This is a genomic window from Spiroplasma endosymbiont of Virgichneumon dumeticola, assembly GCF_964264745.1.
GTDB lineage: Bacteria > Bacillota_I > Bacilli_A > Mycoplasmatales > VBWQ01 > Spiroplasma_E.
In genome coordinates this window covers 428,398-447,193 of sequence record NZ_OZ183478.1, presented here as the reverse complement: position 1 = coordinate 447,193, position 18,796 = coordinate 428,398, and the positions used below count along the sequence as shown (strand labels likewise).

The following is an 18,796-nucleotide window of genomic DNA, read 5'->3' as shown; positions in this document are numbered from 1 at the left end:
TAAAATTTACCACTATCCTATTTACATTTCATTACTTTAGCTTATAATTATAAGCATGAAATTCTAATTAGCATATGATAAATTTTATTAGATTTTTATTAGATAAAGAAAAAAGGGAGAAAGAAATGAAAAAAATATTAGCCTTATTAGGTATGCTAACGTTTGGCGCTACCGCAGCAACATCAGTTGTAGCATGTAATGCAAATCAAAATGATAAAGAAAAAGCAGTTTTAGAAGATGGAAGTCTACACTACTATCAAAAAACTATAACACCACCAGCAAGCATTGTTAATGCTAAACATGCAATTGTTTGAAGATTACTACAACATGATAAGTCATTTGCTCATGTTACAATTAATGATTTTCAAATTTCAACAACTAGTGTTGATGGCAAAACAAAATCAGACTTCTCCCCACATGTACTTGTGGAGGAAACAATGAAATTGAATGAGTTCAATAATACTTTTCAAACCGAAAAACAATGTCTTGCATATATAGCAAGTTTGAAACAAAGCAAATGTATTAGGTGTTCTAGTTTTAATTTGAATACTTCTAATTTAAGAAAAATGAGATGTTTGAAATGTCATCAAACATTCAGTATTCTCACGGGCACTATATATTTTCACAGTCACAAACACCTTTAATATCTTGGTTTTATCTCATCTTTAGATGAATAAACACCAAACATGGAATTCCATCAACTGATGTTGCAAAAGAATTGGGAGTGACCTTGAAAACAGCTTGAAGAATGGGTCATAAAATCCGAAGTGCCATTGCTAAACAAGAACCTCAATTCATTGTTGAGGGCATAGTGCAAATGGATGAAATGTATCTTTCACATATGGGTTTTAAAAAACAAGGAAGATCCTTGTTGAACAAAACCTTGATTGTTGGTATTTATGAAAAAACAACCAACAATCTGATTGTTAAAGTATTGAAAAACGCAAACAGTAAAAATCTTTTGCAGTTTGCAATAAACCACATTTCTTCAAAGTGTGATGTACATACTGATTCTTGAAAAGGATATCGCGATTTGAAATCGGTTTTCACTAAGCATGAAACAGTTAACCATCAAGATGGCTATGTTTCAAAAACTGGTGTAAATACCAACCAAATTGAGTCAGTATGAAAACATATACGAAGAACATTTAAAACACATATCAAAGTTGCAAAACATCATATTCATTTATATGCAAAAGAAGCTGCATATAAATTCAATAACATACCTAGTTTTGAAACTGTAATGCTATGTTTAATTTAAAAATGTGGGGAGAAGTCCGTAGATAGGCTTTTCTCAGCATTTATGTGATAAAATTTAAAAATAGTACATAAAGGGAGAAAAGCCTTATTAATAATATGACCAACCCCATGGTCATCATTACTAGGAGAAATAATTTTGCCAAATGGTTTTAAAGCAATATTAGCATTTTCCATGACTATCGGATGCCCAGATATTTCAAACATTGGTAAATCATTAAATCCATTACCAATCGTTAGTGCATCCTTGGTATCAATTTCTAACAAGTTACATAATCATTGGACAGCAGACCCTTTACTAATGTCTTTGACACCAATTGAAAAAACATTAGTGTGATATTGAACAATAGTTAAATGAGGAAATTCACTTTTAAAAGCACTAATAAACTTAGCAATATTTTCTGATAATAAATATTTTTCTAAAATTACCATGATTTTTGAAATGGGCATGGTAATATCTTTAAAATCTTTTAATTGGACAATTTTAATTTGTAAATTTTCTACTCATTTTCCTCAACTATTAGCTGCGTGGTTAACATATAACGTATCAATACTATTAAAATGTAAAATCATTTTATCATTATAGTTAGTTAAAAATTTGTATAATTTAGTAGTATCTGTTTGCGTTAATTGTTGTAAATAAATTCATTCTTGTTTTTCAAATGATCAAATTTCAGCACCATCATTACCAATAATATAACCATTATATTTTTCAGCATTAATCATTTCCCCAACTCTAATGGCATTCTCGCCATATCTGCCAGTATTAATAACAACTTTAATATTGTTTTTATGAGCCTTTAAACACGCATTAAGATTAACTTTGCTTAAAGCACTGGCACTATCAAATAGGGTACCATCTACATCAGTGAAAATTATTTTTACCATAATTGAATTCCTGCTTTCTGGTTTTATTTTGTTTATATTATAAAGGTAAAAGCCTAAAAATACTACTATATTATTAAAACCTATTAGTATCAAGCTTTAAAAGTTAGATAATTAAAAGCATGATTTATTTTGGATATAAAAAAACAACCCTTAGATAATTAGGTTGTAATGACACAGAAATAATTTAATTTATGGTGCGGAACAAGGGACTCGAACCCTCACACCTCTCGGAGCCAGAGCCTAAATCTGGTGCGTCTGCCAATTCCGCCAATTCCGCATGTGTATAGTATAATGTATATGGTGTCCCGTATAGGCCTCGAACCTACAACCCTCAGATTAAGAGTCTGATGCTCTGCCAATTGAGCTAACGAGACGTTTAAGGAATAAAAAAACAAGTAGTTTATTGATTACTTGCTACCTAGATATTAACAATGGTGACTCGTACGGGGATCGAACCCGTAATGTAGGAATGAAAATCCTATGTGTTTACCAATTCACCAACGAGCCAGTAATAATAGTTTACAGAATAATGGCGCCCAGTATAGGATTCGAACCTATGACCCTTCGATTAACAGTCGAATGCTCTACCGCTGAGCTAACCGGGCTTTTAGTAAACCTTAATTATTATATGGGAGAAAAGTATAATTTGCAATAAGTAAAAAGGTTTTTTTTATTTTTTTTAAAAATATTTTTAAAAATAGAAGTTTTTATCCCACATAAATTGAATTTATTATGATTTTTTGTGTTTTAAGTTAAAATAAATAAGGCTTTTCTCCCTTTATGTACTATTTTTAAATTTTATCACATAAATGCTGAGAAAAGCCTATCTACGGACTTCTCCCCACATTTTTAAATTAAACATAGCATTACAGTTTCAAAACTAGGTATGTTATTGAATTTATATGCAGCTTCTTTTGCATATAAATGAATATGATGTTTTGCAACTTTGATATGTGTTTTAAATGTTCTTCGTATATGTTTTCATACTGACTCAATTTGGTTGGTATTTACACCAGTTTTTGAAACATAGCCATCTTGATGGTTAACTGTTTCATGCTTAGTGAAAACCGATTTCAAATCGCGATATCCTTTTCAAGAATCAGTATGTACATCACACTTTGAAGAAATGTGGTTTATTGCAAACTGCAAAAGATTTTTACTGTTTGCGTTTTTCAATACTTTAACAATCAGATTGTTGGTTGTTTTTTCATAAATACCAACAATCAAGGTTTTGTTCAACAAGGATCTTCCTTGTTTTTTAAAACCCATATGTGAAAGATACATTTCATCCATTTGCACTATGCCCTCAACAATGAATTGAGGTTCTTGTTTAGCAATGGCACTTCGGATTTTATGACCCATTCTTCAAGCTGTTTTCAAGGTCACTCCCAATTCTTTTGCAACATCAGTTGATGGAATTCCATGTTTGGTGTTTATTCATCTAAAGATGAGATAAAACCAAGATATTAAAGGTGTTTGTGACTTTGAAAATATAGTGCCCGTGAGCATACTGAATGTTTGATGACATTTCAAACATCTCATTTTTCTTAAATTAGAAGTATTCAAATTAAAACTAGAACACCTAATACATTTTCTTTGTTTCAAACTTGCTATATATGCAAGACATTGTTTTTCAGTTTGAAAAGTATTATTGAACTCATTCAATTTCATTGTTTCCTCCACAAGTACATGTGGGGAGAAGTCCGTTAATAATAATGATCCAATATCAAAAGCAGTAGATTTATTATTAGAAAATACTGAAGATTTAACAACAGTTTTTAAAGAGGGAGGATTGTATAAAGAATTAACAAAAAGATTAGTAGAAAAAATGTTGAATTCTGAGATGCAAAATTATTTAGGATATGATAAGAATCAACATAGTAATAGTGACAATGCTCGTAATGTTATAAGTTCAAAAAAATTAATAACTCAACAAGGTAAAATTGAGATTGATATACCACGAGATCGCAATAGTAATTTTAATCCTGTAATAGTTGCAAAAAGACAAAGAAGATTTGATGGTTTTGATCAACAAGTTCTTTCTTTATATGCAAAAGGTATGACATTATCAGATATTAGAATGCAATTACAAGAGTTATATCATGGTGCTGATATTAGTGAAAGTGTTATTAGTCAAATTACTGATGATGTTATTGATGATGTAAAAGCATGGCAAAATCGACCATTAGAAAGTGTCTATCCGATTGTTTATTTTGATTGCATAGTAGTGAAAGTACGACAAGATAAAATGATTATTAATAAATCAGTTTATATAGCTTTAGGAGTTGATTTAGAAGGTAAAAAAGATGTTTTAGGTTTATGAATTAGTGAAAATGAAGGTGCTAAATTTTGATTAGCAAATTTAACAGAAATGAAAAATCGTGGCTTAAATGATATTCTTATTGCCTGCAGTGATAATTTAACAGGCATGTCAGAAGCAATACAATCAGTTTATCTTAAAACAGAACATCAATTATGCATAGTTCATCAAATTAGAAATAGTTTGAAATATGTCTCATATAAGCATAGAAAATCTCTAGTTGCAGATTTAAAACCAATTTATACTGCATGTAGTGAAGAACAAGCAATGCAGGCTTTAGAATCCTTTGAAAATAAGTGAAATAAACAATATCCTCAAATTGCTAAATCTTGATATAAAAATTGAGATAATTTAATAGTTTTTATTAGTTATCCTGCAGAAATTAAAAGAGTGATTTATACAACAAATGCTATTGCATCTGTAAATAGTCAATTACGAAAAGTTATCAGAAATAAAAAAGTTTTTCCTAATGATATGGCAGTTTTTAAAATATTTTAGGCTTTTCTCAGCATTTATGTGATAAAATTTAAAAATAGTACATAAAGGGAGAAAAGCCTAATAAAATATTAATTGAACCTAATATTGGATTACCTATTAATTTTCCATAATAAGCACTAGTTCCAATCATTGCTGAAATAGGACTTATACCAGTTCTTATTAATTTAGTTAATGTATAATTATTTGTTTCCATTTTTATTCTCCTTGTTTTTATTTTTTTCTTCAATTTCTTTAGTCATTATTTATTCTCCTTTTTAATTCCCTTGTTTTTTAATTCAAACTTTAACTCATCCTTGATAGACTTCATTATCACCAACTATTAAAGCAACATTATCTTCGGGGTCAGAAATAACTATATGTTTTGATTTAACATTAGGATATTTCATCAGGATAATTGCTCTAATATCATTATGTGTATGAAGTGCCTGCGGAGATGGTGATAATATTTCAATCTCATCTTTATCTCCAAATAAAGTAGGTAATATAATCATATTTATTCCTTTCATTTTTTAAATCATTTAACATTAATGGAACAAAATGCACGATTTTTTGGAATATTTAAAGTATTAAAGATTTGTCCAGTTACCATAATTTCATCATTTTTGTTTAATAAAATACATCGTTTATAAAATTTGGGATTATTAAAAATTAAGGTAACATAGTTTAATCCATTTCATTGAGCACGAACAGTATAATATAATTCTTTATTAACTTTCTCATGATATTTTGCTTCTATACTGTTACTAAGTTTTACTGTTAATTTAATGTAATTCACTTTATCTTTCATTTTTTTAGTTCCTTAAATAATATTGAATGTGCTTATAAGCATCTTGTTCATGTTTTGTAAATTTTATATTTCCATTATAATTTTCTATTTTATTTTTGTTTTTTGGTTCACTTTCTTGATAATCTCAATTCATTACATCTTGAATTAATACCATTAAAGCACCAATAATTTTCGGTGTTGCTAGGGGATTAGTTAATAATTGTTTTGAATTTAAAAAGAAATTTTCTACAATAACTAAGATTTTTTTATTTTCAAAATGTTGTTTAATTATTAAAAAGTATTCTTTAAATAGATTTTTACTTTCTAGAACAGTTTTTGTTTTAAATGTTTCATTAAAAATAATAATATTAGTTTCGCTTGAATATATAACAATTCCATTATTACCAATTCCTGCCGGGTCAATTCCGATAATTAAGTCATATTGCATTAATCAAATTAACCTCTAACAATTGTTTTAATAATTTCTAAATAACAATTACCTCAACAGTATTTACATTCTTCAATAAATTCTTTATGTCCACAAACTAAATTATCTTTTTGTAAAATATCAATATGTTTAATTAATCCTATTTTATATTCAATAATTTTATTTTCCATTATTTATTATCCTTTCATTAAAATTCAATTCTATAACACTAATATTATTAATTTTTGCTAGGAAAATTGGCCTCGTAAATAATTTGAAAATTTTAAAAAACATTAAGGCATTTGATTCAATTTTTAATAACTTGCATTTAGCAAGTTATATTTATATTGAACCAGCCCTGCTTAATTTTTTTACAAGTTTAAAAATTATTTTCTCGGCCACAAAATTTTTTTAAATTTACCACCAACACCTACCAAACAACCGCTCACTGGGGGTGGCGGTATTGGTGTTGGTGAAATTAAGAACTAGTCCCCCAAAACGGGTCTATATACACTAGTTGCCAATCCGCTCCCACCCCAAGGATTACCATTATTCATGGTTAGTATATTTTATTAGGTATCACTCCACTTTTTATTTTTACATGCAAGTCCACATGCTAGCCACTATTTTGAACAACTGTGTTATGGTTCACTATTTTATGTCCCTATCACGTGTTGATAATAGTGGTAAAGACGGTTATAAAATTTGCAAATCTTACAATTACAAAAAAAGACGATACTTATTTCTCGTCTTTTGTGCTAATTGTATTTTAATAAAAAAGGAATTGAGTCTTTTAAAGATAAATTATTGATAATAGAATAATGACTACGGAGGTTTGTTACGCCCCCGCAAATTTTTCTAAATGATGTAATAACCCAGTACCAAACAAAGTATGAACGCTAAATTTTAAACTGACACTTTTGAAAGATTTATTAATATTTTCAACCGGATTATTAATAACGTTAATAACTTTATGATAAGTTCTTATTGTTCTTAATATTTCACGATGTAGCTTAAAAGCATCTCTTATAATTTGTTGAACAACTGGTGGCGCAAATGCTATTGTTTTCAATCATTTATTAGTATTAACTCCATAACCAATATATCAACCACTATTTCAGCGATATCAATGAAAAGGATGTACTTGTGTAACGAAAGTTTCTGCTTTAATAATAGTATCAATAACAACAAATGGCTTATATTTAGGATTACGGTGATAAATAGTAATAGCACATTTATCTAGTGATAATGGTTGAATTTTACATCCCATAAATACTGGTGAATTTAAAGGTATTAATTGTGCATGTTTAATTGCTTTTTTCTCAGCACTAGTAAATAAATCACTTGCTTTTTCTTTTAATTTATTAATTTTTGCTATTGCTTTTTCTTCTAACTTTTAAAATCTTTCTTGTATTTTATAGATTTTCTCTCGTAATTTTTCAAAATATGGTGTATCTTTTCAAAATTTATTTACGGACTTCTCCCCACATGTACTTGTGGAGGAAACAATGAAATTGAATGAGTTCAATAATACTTTTAAAACTGAAAAACAATGTCTTGCATATATAGCCAGTTTGAAACAAAGCAAATGTATTAGGTGTTCTAGTTTTAATTTGAATACTTCTAATTTAAGAAAAATGAGATGTTTGAAATGTCATCAAACATTCAGTATTCTCACGGGCACTATATTTTCAAAGTCACAAACACCTTTAATATCTTGGTTTTATCTCATCTTTAGATGAATAAACACCAAACATGGAATTCCATCAACTGATGTTGCAAAAGAATTGGGAGTGACCTTGAAAACAGCTTGAAGAATGGGTCATAAAATCCGAAGTGCCATTGCTAAACAAGAACCTCAATTCATTGTTGAGGGCATAGTGCAAATGGATGAAATGTATCTTTCACATATGGGTTTAAAAAACAAGGAAGATCCTTGTTGAACAAAACCTTGATTGTTGGTATTTATGAAAAAACAACCAACAATCTGATTGTGAAAGTATTGAAAAACGCAAACAGTAAAAATCTTTTGCAGTTTGCAATAAACCACATTTCTTCAAAGTGTGATGTACATACTGATTCTTGAAAAGGATATCGCGATTTGAAATCGGTTTTCACTAAGCATGAAACAGTTAACCATCAAGATGGCTATGTTTCAAAAACTGGTGTAAATACCAACCAAATTGAGTCAGTATGAAAACATATACGAAGAACATTTAAAACACATATCAAAGTTGCAAAACATCATATTCATTTATATGCAAAAGAAGCTGCATATAAATTCAATAACATACCTAGTTTTGAAACTGTAATGCTATGTTTAATTAAAAATGTGGGGAGAAGTCCGTTTTCTAATTTATTATACACTAAAAAATGTTAAAATAATATTTTTTTATACTTCTTTTTGTTCATTATATAATGATTTACGCATTCTTAAAAATAATTTAATTGGTACACCTTGAAAGCCAAATCGTTCACGAATTTGATTAATTAAAAAACGTTCATATGAAAAATGACAACGCTGTGGATCATTAACCATTAACACAAAAGTTGGTGGATTTTTATCAACTTGGGTTCCATAATAAATTTTTAATCTTCCCCCTTTAAAATATGGTGGTTCATTAATTAATTGGGCTTTATTAAGCACTTCATTGAGAATACTTGTTTTAATTCGTAAATTCATATTTATTAATACTTCATTAATAGTAACAAATAATGTGTGAACACGAGTATTTTCAAGTGCTGATAAAAAAACAATAAATGAATATTCTAAATATTTAAATTTATCTTTGATTTTTTTAGTAAATTCAATCATGGTTTTTTCATCTTTTTTTACTAAATCTCATTTGTTAACAATAATAATTACTGGTTTATCTAAATTTTTCGCCATTCCTGCTACTGTTAAATCTTGTTCTTGAATTTCAACACTACCATCTAATAAGAATAAAACGATATCACTGCGTTCAATAGCATTAGTTGTTCTAATTAAACTATATTTTTCTAAGTGTTCACTAATTTTACCTTTTTTTCTAATTCCGGCCGTATCAATTACACAATATTGTTTTTTATTATAAACAAAATTACTATCAATGGCATCAGTAGTAGTCCCAGCAATTGGTGATACAATCACACGATTTTCTTGTAAAATAGTATTAACCAAATTAGATTTACCAACATTAGGACGACCAATAATAGCTAAATTAATATTTTCATTTTGCTCTTTGTTTTGCGCTTTCGGTGATTTAGCAATAATTAAATCTAACAAGTCACCAAAACCAATTCCGTGAGCAGCAGATACTAAGATGGGATTGCCAAATCCCACACTTAAATAATCATAAACCTTATCTTCATCACGAGCAACATTATCGTATTTATTGACAACAATAATGACTGGTTTTTTGGTTTTATAAAGTAGTTTGGTAATATCTTGGTCTTCATGAGTTAAACCTTCTTGATATGAACATACAAATAAAATAATATCAGCTTCAGCTAAAGCAATATTGACTTGTTCATTAATTTGTTTAGTAAAATTAGTAATTTCTTTGGTAATACCACCAGTATCAATGACCACAAAGTTTTGTGTTAACCATTCACCAATGCCATAAATACGGTCTCTTGTAGCACCTGGCATATCTTCAATAATGGCTACTCGTTTTTGTAATATCCGATTGAAAATTGAAGATTTACCAACGTTTGGTCTGCCAACAATTACAACTTTTGGTAATTTATTCATTTGTTTCCATCCTTATTTTGATTTATTATGACTAAAGTAATTATGGTATAAACTTGTTAATTTAGCAACTGTTACTTGTAAATCATATTCACTATTGTCTAAAACTTTAGCATCTTCAACAATAATTAACTGACCAGTACTACGATTTTTATCAGTATTATCACGTAATAACATATCTTCATATACTTGTTCTTGTTTAATATTAATGCCTTCTTTAATATATTGTTTGTATCTCCTAATACTACGAGCATGAAGGCTAGAAGTTAAAAAGATTTTTAACTGCGCATCAGGTAGCACAACACTAGCAATATCTCTTCCGACAACAATAAATCCTTGTGTTTTAACAATATCTTGAATTTGTTTTACAATAATTTTACGAACTTCTGGTAAAGCAGCAATTTTAGGAACATTTTTTGTAACATTAGCACTATAAATTTCATCAACTATAGGTTGACCATTGAATAAGAAATGACCATTAACTCATGCCATTTCAAATAATGCTAATGCTTGGATTATTAAGTCTTCGTTATCCAAAGGAATTTGTTTTTTTAAACAATAGTCAGTAAAACTACGGTACATAATCCCTGTATCCATATAGTCATAATCAATTTTTTTAGCTAATGAAGCAGCAGTTGCTGACTTACCAGAAGCTGCGGGTCCATCGATGGCAATATTAATTTTTTTAATCATTATTTTATCTCCATTCTCTTTAATAAATATAAGCTATTAACAATAAAATTAATGTTACAACTAAAACTAAAAAAATAATAATGCTAAAAATCGTTAAACTAGTTTTATAATTGTTTTTAGTTTTAATTTTTTGTAACTCATCTTGAAAATTGTTATGTTGATCATTAATTTCGATTAAACCTTGTTTGAAATCGCGAACATTTAATTTATGTTTTTGATATTTAGTTTCTAAACTTTTAACGAATAATTTAACATCACTAATTTTACTTTCCAAATGGGTTTGAAATTCACCAATTTTATTGTGCATACTAGTAATTAATGTTTTATATTCGCGATTAATGTCATCTAGTGGAACTAATGGTTCATTAACAACTTTCGTTGTAAAATGTTCAAGTGTATTATTAATATCAACTAACATTTTTTCAAGTACATATTTATCATTATCTTTTAATTTTTCATCATTAGTTGTTAATAGATGGGTTTCAAAATTAATTAAATTTAATTCATGATTTAAATCTTTGAAAATAGCAGTAAAATATTCTTTATCGATTTTCATTAATTTTTGGCGATAATTTTCTAACATTTGTTCTTGTTGTAAAATATTAGCATTATCTTTAATATCATGAGCAATTTGATTACGAACTGCTTGATATTTTTCCATTCTTGTCATAAAAGCACCTACTAGCAAACAATTAATTTTAACATTATTTATCAAATATTATTATTTTTCTTGATTATAACATAAATCATTTTTGCTATTACTAATTTAGTCAATTTCATTTAAGGTTTTAATCGGATTAATTTTTTTCATACTATTTCAATCAATCATAAAGGTTGCACCATAAATTCCTAACACAATTCCTGCTACCACAAACGGTAACCATCATGTAAAGAATAATGGTAATACCCAAATGGTGTGTAATGCTAAATAACTAATAACTTGTGTAACAATAACTCAACCAATCGGGAAACCAATCACAAACATAGCAAAAATTAATGGTAAGTACATACCAATGACAATATTAGTGATTTTACTATCACTATAACCTAGGGTTTTCATAGTAGCAATAACTTTTCGGTTTTCGTAAATAACCAAGTTACTTGTTAGTAAAATAATAAAGAACGAAATAATTAGTGAGGAAACAATGAATGCTACTAATACTGCATCAACTAAGGCGGTAATTTGGTTTAATAATTGATGTTGGATATATAGTGGTGATATATTAAGCATCGAACCAATACCATATCCTTCATAGGTTGCACCACTTGCTTCAATTCCACCATTTAAACCAAAAGGACTGTAGTCACCATATACCTGTGATGTTGAAAAAGAATTAGTAATGTCTGGTAATACATCCCAATTTGAAAACTTAAAGTTAAAAAGTGGATATTCATTATCAAATACTTTTATTAAATTAGGGTCAATATTTGGGTCATTAACAAACTTAGTATAATCCATATTTGTTGGATTTAAAACACTAAAATCAATTCCATTTCATTTTCCTTCATCTTTTCATTCCATTTGAAAAATACGAAACAACAACTGCGACTATCAGTATTGTTTACTGTTTTATCATTATAATGTAATAATTTATCAGCATTAGTCTTACTAATATAAGCATTTGGTTGACCATAACCATTATAAACTCCTACTACTTTATATTTAGTAAAAGTAGTATCATGATTAGTAACAACATTACCAGCAACATTTTCTTTTAACATACTTGTCGCAGTATTTAGGGATGAATATGGATTAGTTTTTAAATTAGGAACTTGTGTAAAACTAGTATTTTGTTTATTTAAAGTAACATTATTATTTTTAATATTAGCACTATTCATCTAAACCATCAAACGTAATATCATTTACATTAAATTTTGTATAATCATCACCGGGATTATTTTTAAATTCCATAATATTTTCATTAGTTGCCATCGTAAATGAGTCACTAACATGTAAGTTTAATTGCTTAGCAATCGTTTGATTAATAACAATACTTGTTGTGTCACTACCACTACTTTTTTCTAATAAAGGATTTAAAACATTACCATTACTATCATATAGTTGCATCATTGATGGTTTACCTAATTGTTGTTGACTTTGTAACCCATAAACTTTCATTGGATATTTATGAGAATTAAAATGTTTATCAGGTTCACCAATAAAATAAGTACCTAATTCATCAGTTTTGTTATTAAAAGGTAGGACATTAAAACCAATATTAAATGGCGAGTTAGGGTCATTATAAGCATTAGCAATATTTTGACGAATAAAATATGGAGAACGGCTATATGTGCCTTGCACTACTGTTTGACCAATTCTAATATAGAATAAAGCACCAAATAATGCTGATATTTTATTAATTCAACTATTACGTGCTGCTTTTGAAGGTAATTGCGAAGCAAATTTTGTCAATATTTCATCTTCATTAGTTACGTATCAAGGATAGGCCTTATCGCTTTGGTCAAATTGAAAATTATCAATCGTAGTTTCAAAGTTATCACCACCTTCACCAATCGGTGGTGCATTATCATAAGCAGGGATAGTTTTATTACCAGAACTAAGTTTAGTAGCAAAAGTTTTAAAAAAAGCATTATCAAAATCATTATGATTATTACTTAACTTACCAGTTTTAGAAATAAAACCAATAATATTCATGGCAACAGTTGAACGATAATCTTGATAAAACTTACGTAATAAATTATAGTTATCATCACTATAATAACTAGTAACATCAGTATTTTGTAAAGCCTTTTCATAAATAGGTCATGCAGCAGGTCAAGCACTAGGAACAATTATTGAAATTAAAACAGGACTATTAACATCACTACTATCTAAGCCATTTAAAATGATTTAGTAAACATTTTACCATATAAGTAAGTTAAATTAAACATTCCTAATGTCGTTAGTGCAGAAGCAGCATCGGCAAAAGTCATAGGGGCATAGGATTCTGAATTAATATTATTATCTAAAATTTCTTGCACAAATTCATCATTATTTTCATCACCTCGTAATGGGCGAGTATATGTATTAGTACCTTCTGCTAAAGTTTTATAGTCTCATGGTTTAGTGTTAGGATTATAGGTTTGATAAAAAGTGTATGGGGAATTATAAGTAGGATATTATATTCAACTGATGATTTATAGTTCATACCTGTAAAAGAAAGCAATTTATTATCAGCCATAATTTTTGGTCCAATAATAGTTGTTGTCATTAAGGTAGTTCCTAAAAACATTGTTAGTGATGCAGCAGCCATTTTTCCAACACTTGAAGTAAATAATGCTAAACGAAATCTCGTTAAAAATCCACGATTAATACTTACACGTTTTACTGTTCTCGTAAAGTGTGAATTTACAGTTACTGATTCATTTTAATTAATTTTATAGGAGCTTGAATGACAGTTAAACCACTAATTACTCAGGCAATAACTGATAAAAATCCAAATGTTAAAATTAAACAATATAAAAAACCTAAACCATCAAAGATAAACTTTCCAAAATCTAAATTAAAATAATTAGCGAAGGTATGAACAATAATAATTTGAAAACCACTAGCAGGTAAAAATACTAAAATCGTGCCAATAAAAGCTGCCACCATCGGATATGCCAATGATGTAATTAAAATTTTAATATTACTATAACCCAATGATTTTAAAATTCCAATTTGAGTACGATAATTATCAATATTTTTATAAGTAATTAAAACTACTGTAATACCTGTAATAATTAAAGGCTTTTCTCCCTTTATGTACTATTTTTAAATTTTATCACATAAATGCTGAGAAAAGCCTATCTACGGACTTCTCCCCACATTTTTAAATTAAACATAGCATTACAGTTTCAAAACTAGGTATGTTATTGAATTTATATGCAGCTTCTTTTGCATATAAATGAATATGATGTTTTGCAACTTTGATATGTGTTTTAAATGTTCTTCGTATATGTTTTCATACTGACTCAATTTGGTTGGTATTTACACCAGTTTTTGAAACATAGACATCTTTATGGTTAACTGTTTGATGCTTAGTGAAAACCGATTTCAAATCACGATATCCTTTTCAAGAATCAGTATGTACATCACACTTTGAAGAAATGTGGTTTATTGCAAACTGCAAAAGATTTTTACTGTTTGCGTTTTTCAATACTTTCACAATCAGATTGTTGGTTGTTTTTTCATAAATACCAACAATCAAGGTTTTGTTCAACAAGGATCTTCCTTGTTTTTTAAAACCCATATGTGAAAGATACATTTCATCCATTTGCACTATGCCCTCAACAATGAATTGAGGTTCTTGTTTAGCAATGGCACTTCGGATTTTATGACCCATTCTTCAAGCTGTTTTCAAGGTCAATCCCAATTCTTTTGCAACATCAGTTGATGGAATTCCATGTTTGGTGTTTATTCATCTAAAGATGAGATAAAACCAAGATATTAAAGGTGTTTGTGACTTTGAAAATATAGTGCCCGTGAGAATACTGAATGTTTGATGACATTTCAAACATCTCATTTTTCTTAAATTAGAAGTATTCAAATTAAAACTAGAACACCTAATACATTTGCTTTGTTTCAAACTTGCTATATATGCAAGACATTGTTTTTCAGTTTGAAAAGTATTATTGAACTCATTCAATTTCATTGTTTCCTCCACAAGTACATGTGGGGAGAAGTCCGTAATTAAAACAATTAACAATAATGCTATTAACAAACTAGTAAAACCACTAATCGTAGCTGTTAAAATACTAGTCCGACTATTAAATCGATAATCACTATCTCCTAAGTTATAAACTAACTTAGCATCAGCATCAATTGTACTAACATAAGTAGTACGTAATTGATTGCTAACATTAGTAAGATTATTGTTTTGACCATGATTTCATTTTCCGACAAAATAAACTTCGCGATCACCTTTGGAACTGACACTAAAGTGCTCTAGTTGTTTGTTATAACTTCAAAACATATTATTATCTTTATTAGTCTTACTTAATCCAAAACTAACAGGGTCAACATATAAAATACCTTCACGATTTTTATTAGGAATCGGTGTTGTTTGGTCAAATAATAGGAGTTGTAAAATCATCTGATGTCCCAAATCCGACAATTTTTAATCAATTGAAAATACTATAAATCGGATTATTGATATCATAATTAACTTTTAAACTAGTACCTAATTGGTCTTTTTGAACACTAATGATATCACCAATTTGTAGATTATTTTTTTGAGCAAACTCTTTATTAATAACTGTTTGTTTAACAGCAGGTGTTAATTTATCAGGATTATTAGCATCACCAATCGTATAACCATCACTAATAACTAAGCGGTCAATTCGTGCTTGATTATTATAAGTTAATAACTTTAAAACGCGTTGATTACTATCATTGTCAAGTTGTAGGTTTCTTCCTTCCACACGATCTCAGATAAAACTGTTATCAATGTTTTTAGCAATGTTATTGATAACAATATTAGATTTTTCTTCTAAAGCTGGGGTTGGGGGAATGGTACCAATTGTAGCTGTTTCTGATAAATCAATAACAAAGTCATGTAGATTAGAACCATGTTGGGGATCATTACTAATTAGCAGTGAATATTCATTAGAAATGCGACTTAAACTAGTTTGCATTAATGAGAAAATAGTTGATGATAATAGTACTAAAATAACTAATCCTACTAATTGAATTTTATTGCGAAACGCTTGTTTAAAAGCATTTTTAAACAATAATAATGCTTCTTTTTTCATAATTTTAACCACCTTATTTTATTTACTCATAAAAGAAAACTATATGTTTAATTTTAACAGGAAAATTTATTTTTATGGAAAAAAACAAAAATGATAAAGTTATTAATTTCTATGCTAAGTTCACAAAATAGTAGATAAAACTGAAAAGCATTAGAACCAATGCTTTTATAAACATTTCCAGAGTCGTGTAACAAAGAAGTAGGTACTTAAAACTAACTATTAAATTTTAACTAAATCATTGTCTTTAATAATAAATTTATTAAGTTTTTGAATGCTTTGATTTCAATTATATTCACTAAAATATTGTCCACGAGAAGGTTCAGCAAATCAAAAGTGAACTTGATAATTATTATAATAAGTAAGATTGTTTAAATTTTCAAACTTTAAAGTATTTTCATTACCATTAACACTTTCATCATAAATAAGTTTATTGTTATCATCATATACTTGAATTTCAACATATTTTTCGTCTTTAAAATAAGAATGAATTTCAGAATCATTACCAGCAAAAAATATCTTTTGATTAACAAAATCTAAATTAAAAATTCCATGTAAATCATCACCAAGACCAAGTATTTTAATACTATTATCATTTCTAATCTTAGTTGGAATTATATATTTATTACCAATTTTATTAGATTGATTAACGCTAATTGCAAAATAAGAATTATGTTTTGCATTCTTAGAATAATCAATATTGCTTCAATCAACTTGAGAAAGAGTATCAAATGTCATGTCTGTACTCATATTAGTAATATATTCTTTTGCAAGTTCTCTTGTAACTGACTGCCCAACTCGTAAATTTAGAATTGGTAAATTACTATCAACTTTTGGTCCAGTTACTACTTGATAATCAGGTAAAATATGGTCAACAATAGCATTACTTTCAATATGACCATCAAAGATATTATTTCAAATATTAACTGTTAAATTGGGGTACTGACTAATAATTTTCTTTGTACTATCTAAAGTGTTAATTCCTCATTTTTCAAAAAAAGGAATTAAATTACGATTTGCTAGTTTAGAAGTCATTTGAATGAATAACTGATATTTTTGTTCATTAGATTGTGGTTTTTGTTCAGGACTCAATAATCGATACATTTGATTTAATGACGGAAAAAATGATTTGCCATAAGCCATATGTAATTGTAAAAACAGACCTAAACTACCCCAACAATCTAAGTTTTCAATATTTTTATTAGGGTCAGTAGATTCAATAAAATTTTTAATAGATTCAATAGTATCAAGACGAGTGAACATGCGATTTTTAAAACCTAATTGTTCTTCAATTGAAAAAGAATTAATATTAACTGTTACTTCACTAAATCCATCAAATTCATAATCTGGGTTTTGATAAGTATGACCAATTTCATGCCAAAGTGTTCATCATTCATTTAAAGACTTATATTGAAATAAATCTTTCCCTGCACCCGTATCTTGTTGAAAATCAACATAATTATCAGAAGCACAAGCATAACCTGAAGCAGTATCGGGATTAGCAATTTGGATTAGATTATGATATTTCAAAGCAACACCGTCATAATTCAAACCAAGACCACTAATGTAATTAGACATTTCATAGACTTTATCTCAGTTTTGAACTGTATAGTTAATATTATAAGTATTAGGGTTGTTGTTTAATCAAAGTTCTTTCGCTAGTGACATTTGAAAAGTACCAAAGACATTTTTACCAATGATTTCTACAAATGGAGAATCACTTCATTGTTGAAGTTGCTCTAAAAAGTTTTTATTACTAGTTTCATCAACTTTAAAAGTTGGAACATTTATTCCAGATTCTACGTTAACTTGAACTTGAAACGATTTATCTTCGGTTTTATTACTTAAATACAACATACCTTCAGTATCAGAAATAATTGTGTTGATTTCATTAGTTAATTGATATTCTTTTGGTGATAAACTTTGACCAGCATTTAAATTAGCATAAACTCCTCATTGACCAATAAAAATACTAAATTTATTTTTACCAACATTTGGAAATGTAATGGTAACCTTTGATCCCTTAGTAACAAAAATTCCAGTTGGTGTAAATTGTGAGTGAATAAAACGAATATTTTCAATTTGACTATGTAATACATTATCACCTTGTGGTAATGCCAAAACTTTTTTAGTAATATTTGTTGTATATTGTTGATAGTTATTTTTACTTATCAAGTTATGATGATAAAAATCATTAAAATTATTTATACTTTTAACATTATTAAGGCCACTACCAAAAAGCAAACTAGCACCAGCAATTATTGAAATTGATATTTTTTTCATAGTTGTTTCCCCCTACTAAATTAATTTTCAAAGATAATTCTATACCTTAGAATAATTTAATTCTATCTATATAATTTTAAAAATAGAGAATATTGATTTTTTAAATCTTATACTAGTTATTAATATTTCAACAGTTAATTATATTGAACAAAAACTATGACAATTTAATATTGATACTCTTAAATTTATTCGATTATTAGTACG

General features: G+C 27.9%; 26 protein-coding genes and 4 tRNA genes. 6 read left to right on the top strand and 24 right to left on the bottom strand.

Annotation, left to right across the window (positions count from 1 at the left end):
- Nucleotides 1–125 precede the first annotated feature (125 nt).
- Nucleotides 126–644: a Vmc-like lipoprotein signal peptide domain-containing protein gene (locus ACFEL4_RS02890; RefSeq protein WP_375318028.1), complete on the top strand. Its 519-nt coding sequence runs from the start codon at nt 126–128 to the stop codon at nt 642–644.
- The gene (locus tag ACFEL4_RS02885; RefSeq protein WP_375318027.1) at nt 581–1,261 is read left to right on the top strand and encodes an IS1595 family transposase; all 681 of its coding nucleotides are present in this window, start codon (nt 581–583) and stop codon (nt 1,259–1,261) included. Before ACFEL4_RS02890 ends, ACFEL4_RS02885 begins: the two co-directional genes overlap by 64 nt.
- On the opposite strand, the gene ACFEL4_RS02880 is transcribed toward ACFEL4_RS02885, so the two are convergent.
- From ACFEL4_RS02880 to ACFEL4_RS02855, 6 genes are all read right to left on the bottom strand, one after another.
- The gene (locus ACFEL4_RS02880; RefSeq protein ID WP_375318026.1) at nt 1,258–2,145 is read right to left on the bottom strand and encodes a Cof-type HAD-IIB family hydrolase; all 888 of its coding nucleotides are present in this window, start codon (nt 2,143–2,145) and stop codon (nt 1,258–1,260) included. The genes ACFEL4_RS02885 and ACFEL4_RS02880 overlap by 4 nt on opposite strands.
- 192 nt (nt 2,146–2,337) lie before the next feature.
- Nucleotides 2,338–2,422: transfer RNA gene (locus ACFEL4_RS02875), tRNA-Leu, on the bottom strand.
- 21 nt (nt 2,423–2,443) lie between these two features.
- A tRNA-Lys gene (locus tag ACFEL4_RS02870) sits at nt 2,444–2,519 on the bottom strand.
- Nucleotides 2,520–2,577: 58 nt separating this feature from the next.
- Nucleotides 2,578–2,652: transfer RNA gene (locus tag ACFEL4_RS02865), tRNA-Glu, on the bottom strand.
- Between the two features lie 23 nt (nt 2,653–2,675).
- Nucleotides 2,676–2,750: transfer RNA gene (locus ACFEL4_RS02860), tRNA-Asn, on the bottom strand.
- A gap of 244 nt (nt 2,751–2,994) precedes the next feature.
- Nucleotides 2,995–3,816, bottom strand: a complete 822-nt coding sequence (locus tag ACFEL4_RS02855) for an IS1595 family transposase (RefSeq protein WP_375318025.1) — start codon at nt 3,814–3,816, stop codon at nt 2,995–2,997.
- On the opposite strand from ACFEL4_RS02855, the gene ACFEL4_RS02850 reads away from it, so the two are divergent.
- A complete protein-coding gene (locus tag ACFEL4_RS02850) occupies nt 3,797–4,963 on the top strand; it encodes an IS256 family transposase (protein WP_375318024.1) in 1,167 nt (388 codons plus the stop codon). The genes ACFEL4_RS02855 and ACFEL4_RS02850 overlap by 20 nt on opposite strands.
- A gap of 28 nt (nt 4,964–4,991) precedes the next feature.
- Here the strand turns inward: ACFEL4_RS02850 and ACFEL4_RS02845 are convergent, their stop codons facing one another.
- From ACFEL4_RS02845 to ACFEL4_RS02815, 7 genes are all read right to left on the bottom strand, one after another.
- Nucleotides 4,992–5,156 carry a hypothetical protein gene (locus tag ACFEL4_RS02845; RefSeq protein WP_375318023.1) on the bottom strand — a complete coding sequence of 55 codons (165 nt, stop codon included), beginning with the start codon at nt 5,154–5,156 and terminating at the stop codon, nt 4,992–4,994.
- Between the two features lie 61 nt (nt 5,157–5,217).
- Nucleotides 5,218–5,454, bottom strand: coding sequence for a hypothetical protein (locus ACFEL4_RS02840; protein WP_375317034.1), 237 nt, complete (start codon nt 5,452–5,454; stop codon nt 5,218–5,220).
- A 2-nt stretch (nt 5,455–5,456) separates the two neighbouring features.
- Nucleotides 5,457–5,750 (bottom strand): hypothetical protein, encoded by a 294-nt coding sequence (locus tag ACFEL4_RS02835; protein ID WP_375317083.1) that lies wholly within the window; start codon nt 5,748–5,750, stop codon nt 5,457–5,459.
- 4 nt (nt 5,751–5,754) lie between these two features.
- Nucleotides 5,755–6,177 (bottom strand): hypothetical protein, encoded by a 423-nt coding sequence (locus ACFEL4_RS02830; protein ID WP_375318022.1) that lies wholly within the window; start codon nt 6,175–6,177, stop codon nt 5,755–5,757.
- 8 nt (nt 6,178–6,185) lie between these two features.
- A complete protein-coding gene (locus ACFEL4_RS02825; RefSeq protein WP_375318021.1) occupies nt 6,186–6,347 on the bottom strand; it encodes a hypothetical protein in 162 nt (53 codons plus the stop codon).
- A gap of 647 nt (nt 6,348–6,994) precedes the next feature.
- Entirely contained in the window at nt 6,995–7,426 is a 432-nt protein-coding gene (locus ACFEL4_RS02820) for a hypothetical protein (RefSeq protein ID WP_375318020.1), read from the bottom strand.
- 126 nt (nt 7,427–7,552) lie between these two features.
- Nucleotides 7,553–7,684 (bottom strand): hypothetical protein, encoded by a 132-nt coding sequence (locus tag ACFEL4_RS02815; protein ID WP_375318019.1) that lies wholly within the window; start codon nt 7,682–7,684, stop codon nt 7,553–7,555.
- On the opposite strand from ACFEL4_RS02815, the gene ACFEL4_RS02810 reads away from it, so the two are divergent.
- On the top strand, nt 7,665–8,201 hold the full coding sequence (locus ACFEL4_RS02810; protein WP_375318018.1) for a hypothetical protein: 537 nt from the start codon (nt 7,665–7,667) through the stop codon (nt 8,199–8,201). The genes ACFEL4_RS02815 and ACFEL4_RS02810 overlap by 20 nt on opposite strands.
- A complete protein-coding gene (locus ACFEL4_RS02805) occupies nt 8,096–8,536 on the top strand; it encodes an IS1595 family transposase (RefSeq protein ID WP_375318017.1) in 441 nt (146 codons plus the stop codon). Before ACFEL4_RS02810 ends, ACFEL4_RS02805 begins: the two co-directional genes overlap by 106 nt.
- 12 nt (nt 8,537–8,548) lie before the next feature.
- Here ACFEL4_RS02805 and der read toward each other — a convergent pair whose 3' ends face one another.
- The 9 genes from der to ACFEL4_RS02760 all read right to left on the bottom strand — a co-directional run bounded on the left by der (nt 8,549) and on the right by ACFEL4_RS02760 (nt 15,213).
- On the bottom strand, nt 8,549–9,889 hold the full coding sequence (gene der / locus ACFEL4_RS02800; protein WP_375318016.1) for a ribosome biogenesis GTPase Der: 1,341 nt from the start codon (nt 9,887–9,889) through the stop codon (nt 8,549–8,551).
- 12 nt (nt 9,890–9,901) lie between these two features.
- A complete protein-coding gene (gene cmk, locus ACFEL4_RS02795) occupies nt 9,902–10,579 on the bottom strand; it encodes a (d)CMP kinase (RefSeq protein WP_375318015.1) in 678 nt (225 codons plus the stop codon).
- Nucleotides 10,580–10,598: 19 nt separating this feature from the next.
- Nucleotides 10,599–11,294: a hypothetical protein gene (locus ACFEL4_RS02790; protein WP_375318014.1), complete on the bottom strand. Its 696-nt coding sequence runs from the start codon at nt 11,292–11,294 to the stop codon at nt 10,599–10,601.
- A 51-nt stretch (nt 11,295–11,345) separates the two neighbouring features.
- Complete coding sequence (locus ACFEL4_RS02785; protein WP_375318013.1) at nt 11,346–12,119, bottom strand: ABC transporter permease; 774 nt, start codon at nt 12,117–12,119, stop codon at nt 11,346–11,348.
- On the bottom strand, nt 12,050–12,418 hold the full coding sequence (locus ACFEL4_RS02780) for a hypothetical protein (RefSeq protein ID WP_375318012.1): 369 nt from the start codon (nt 12,416–12,418) through the stop codon (nt 12,050–12,052). Before ACFEL4_RS02780 ends, ACFEL4_RS02785 begins: the two co-directional genes overlap by 70 nt.
- A complete protein-coding gene (locus tag ACFEL4_RS02775) occupies nt 12,411–13,235 on the bottom strand; it encodes a hypothetical protein (RefSeq protein WP_375318011.1) in 825 nt (274 codons plus the stop codon). The genes ACFEL4_RS02780 and ACFEL4_RS02775 overlap by 8 nt, the downstream gene beginning before the upstream one ends.
- Before the next feature lie 385 nt (nt 13,236–13,620).
- Complete coding sequence (locus ACFEL4_RS02770; RefSeq protein ID WP_375318010.1) at nt 13,621–13,833, bottom strand: hypothetical protein; 213 nt, start codon at nt 13,831–13,833, stop codon at nt 13,621–13,623.
- Nucleotides 13,834–13,934: 101 nt separating this feature from the next.
- Nucleotides 13,935–14,300 carry an FtsX-like permease family protein gene (locus tag ACFEL4_RS02765; protein ID WP_375318355.1) on the bottom strand — a complete coding sequence of 122 codons (366 nt, stop codon included), beginning with the start codon at nt 14,298–14,300 and terminating at the stop codon, nt 13,935–13,937.
- Nucleotides 14,301–14,391: 91 nt separating this feature from the next.
- Nucleotides 14,392–15,213, bottom strand: coding sequence for an IS1595 family transposase (locus ACFEL4_RS02760; protein ID WP_375318009.1), 822 nt, complete (start codon nt 15,211–15,213; stop codon nt 14,392–14,394).
- On the opposite strand from ACFEL4_RS02760, the gene ACFEL4_RS02755 reads away from it, so the two are divergent.
- A complete protein-coding gene (locus ACFEL4_RS02755; RefSeq protein WP_375318008.1) occupies nt 15,194–15,340 on the top strand; it encodes a hypothetical protein in 147 nt (48 codons plus the stop codon). The two genes, ACFEL4_RS02760 and ACFEL4_RS02755, sit on opposite strands and share 20 nt — an antisense overlap.
- Nucleotides 15,341–15,607: 267 nt before the next feature.
- Here the strand turns inward: ACFEL4_RS02755 and ACFEL4_RS02750 are convergent, their stop codons facing one another.
- Both ACFEL4_RS02750 and ACFEL4_RS02745 read right to left on the bottom strand, forming a co-directional pair.
- Nucleotides 15,608–16,312: a hypothetical protein gene (locus ACFEL4_RS02750; protein WP_375318007.1), complete on the bottom strand. Its 705-nt coding sequence runs from the start codon at nt 16,310–16,312 to the stop codon at nt 15,608–15,610.
- A gap of 219 nt (nt 16,313–16,531) precedes the next feature.
- Nucleotides 16,532–18,592, bottom strand: coding sequence for a M60 family metallopeptidase (locus tag ACFEL4_RS02745; RefSeq protein ID WP_375318006.1), 2,061 nt, complete (start codon nt 18,590–18,592; stop codon nt 16,532–16,534).
- Nucleotides 18,593–18,796: the final 204 nt, after the last annotated feature.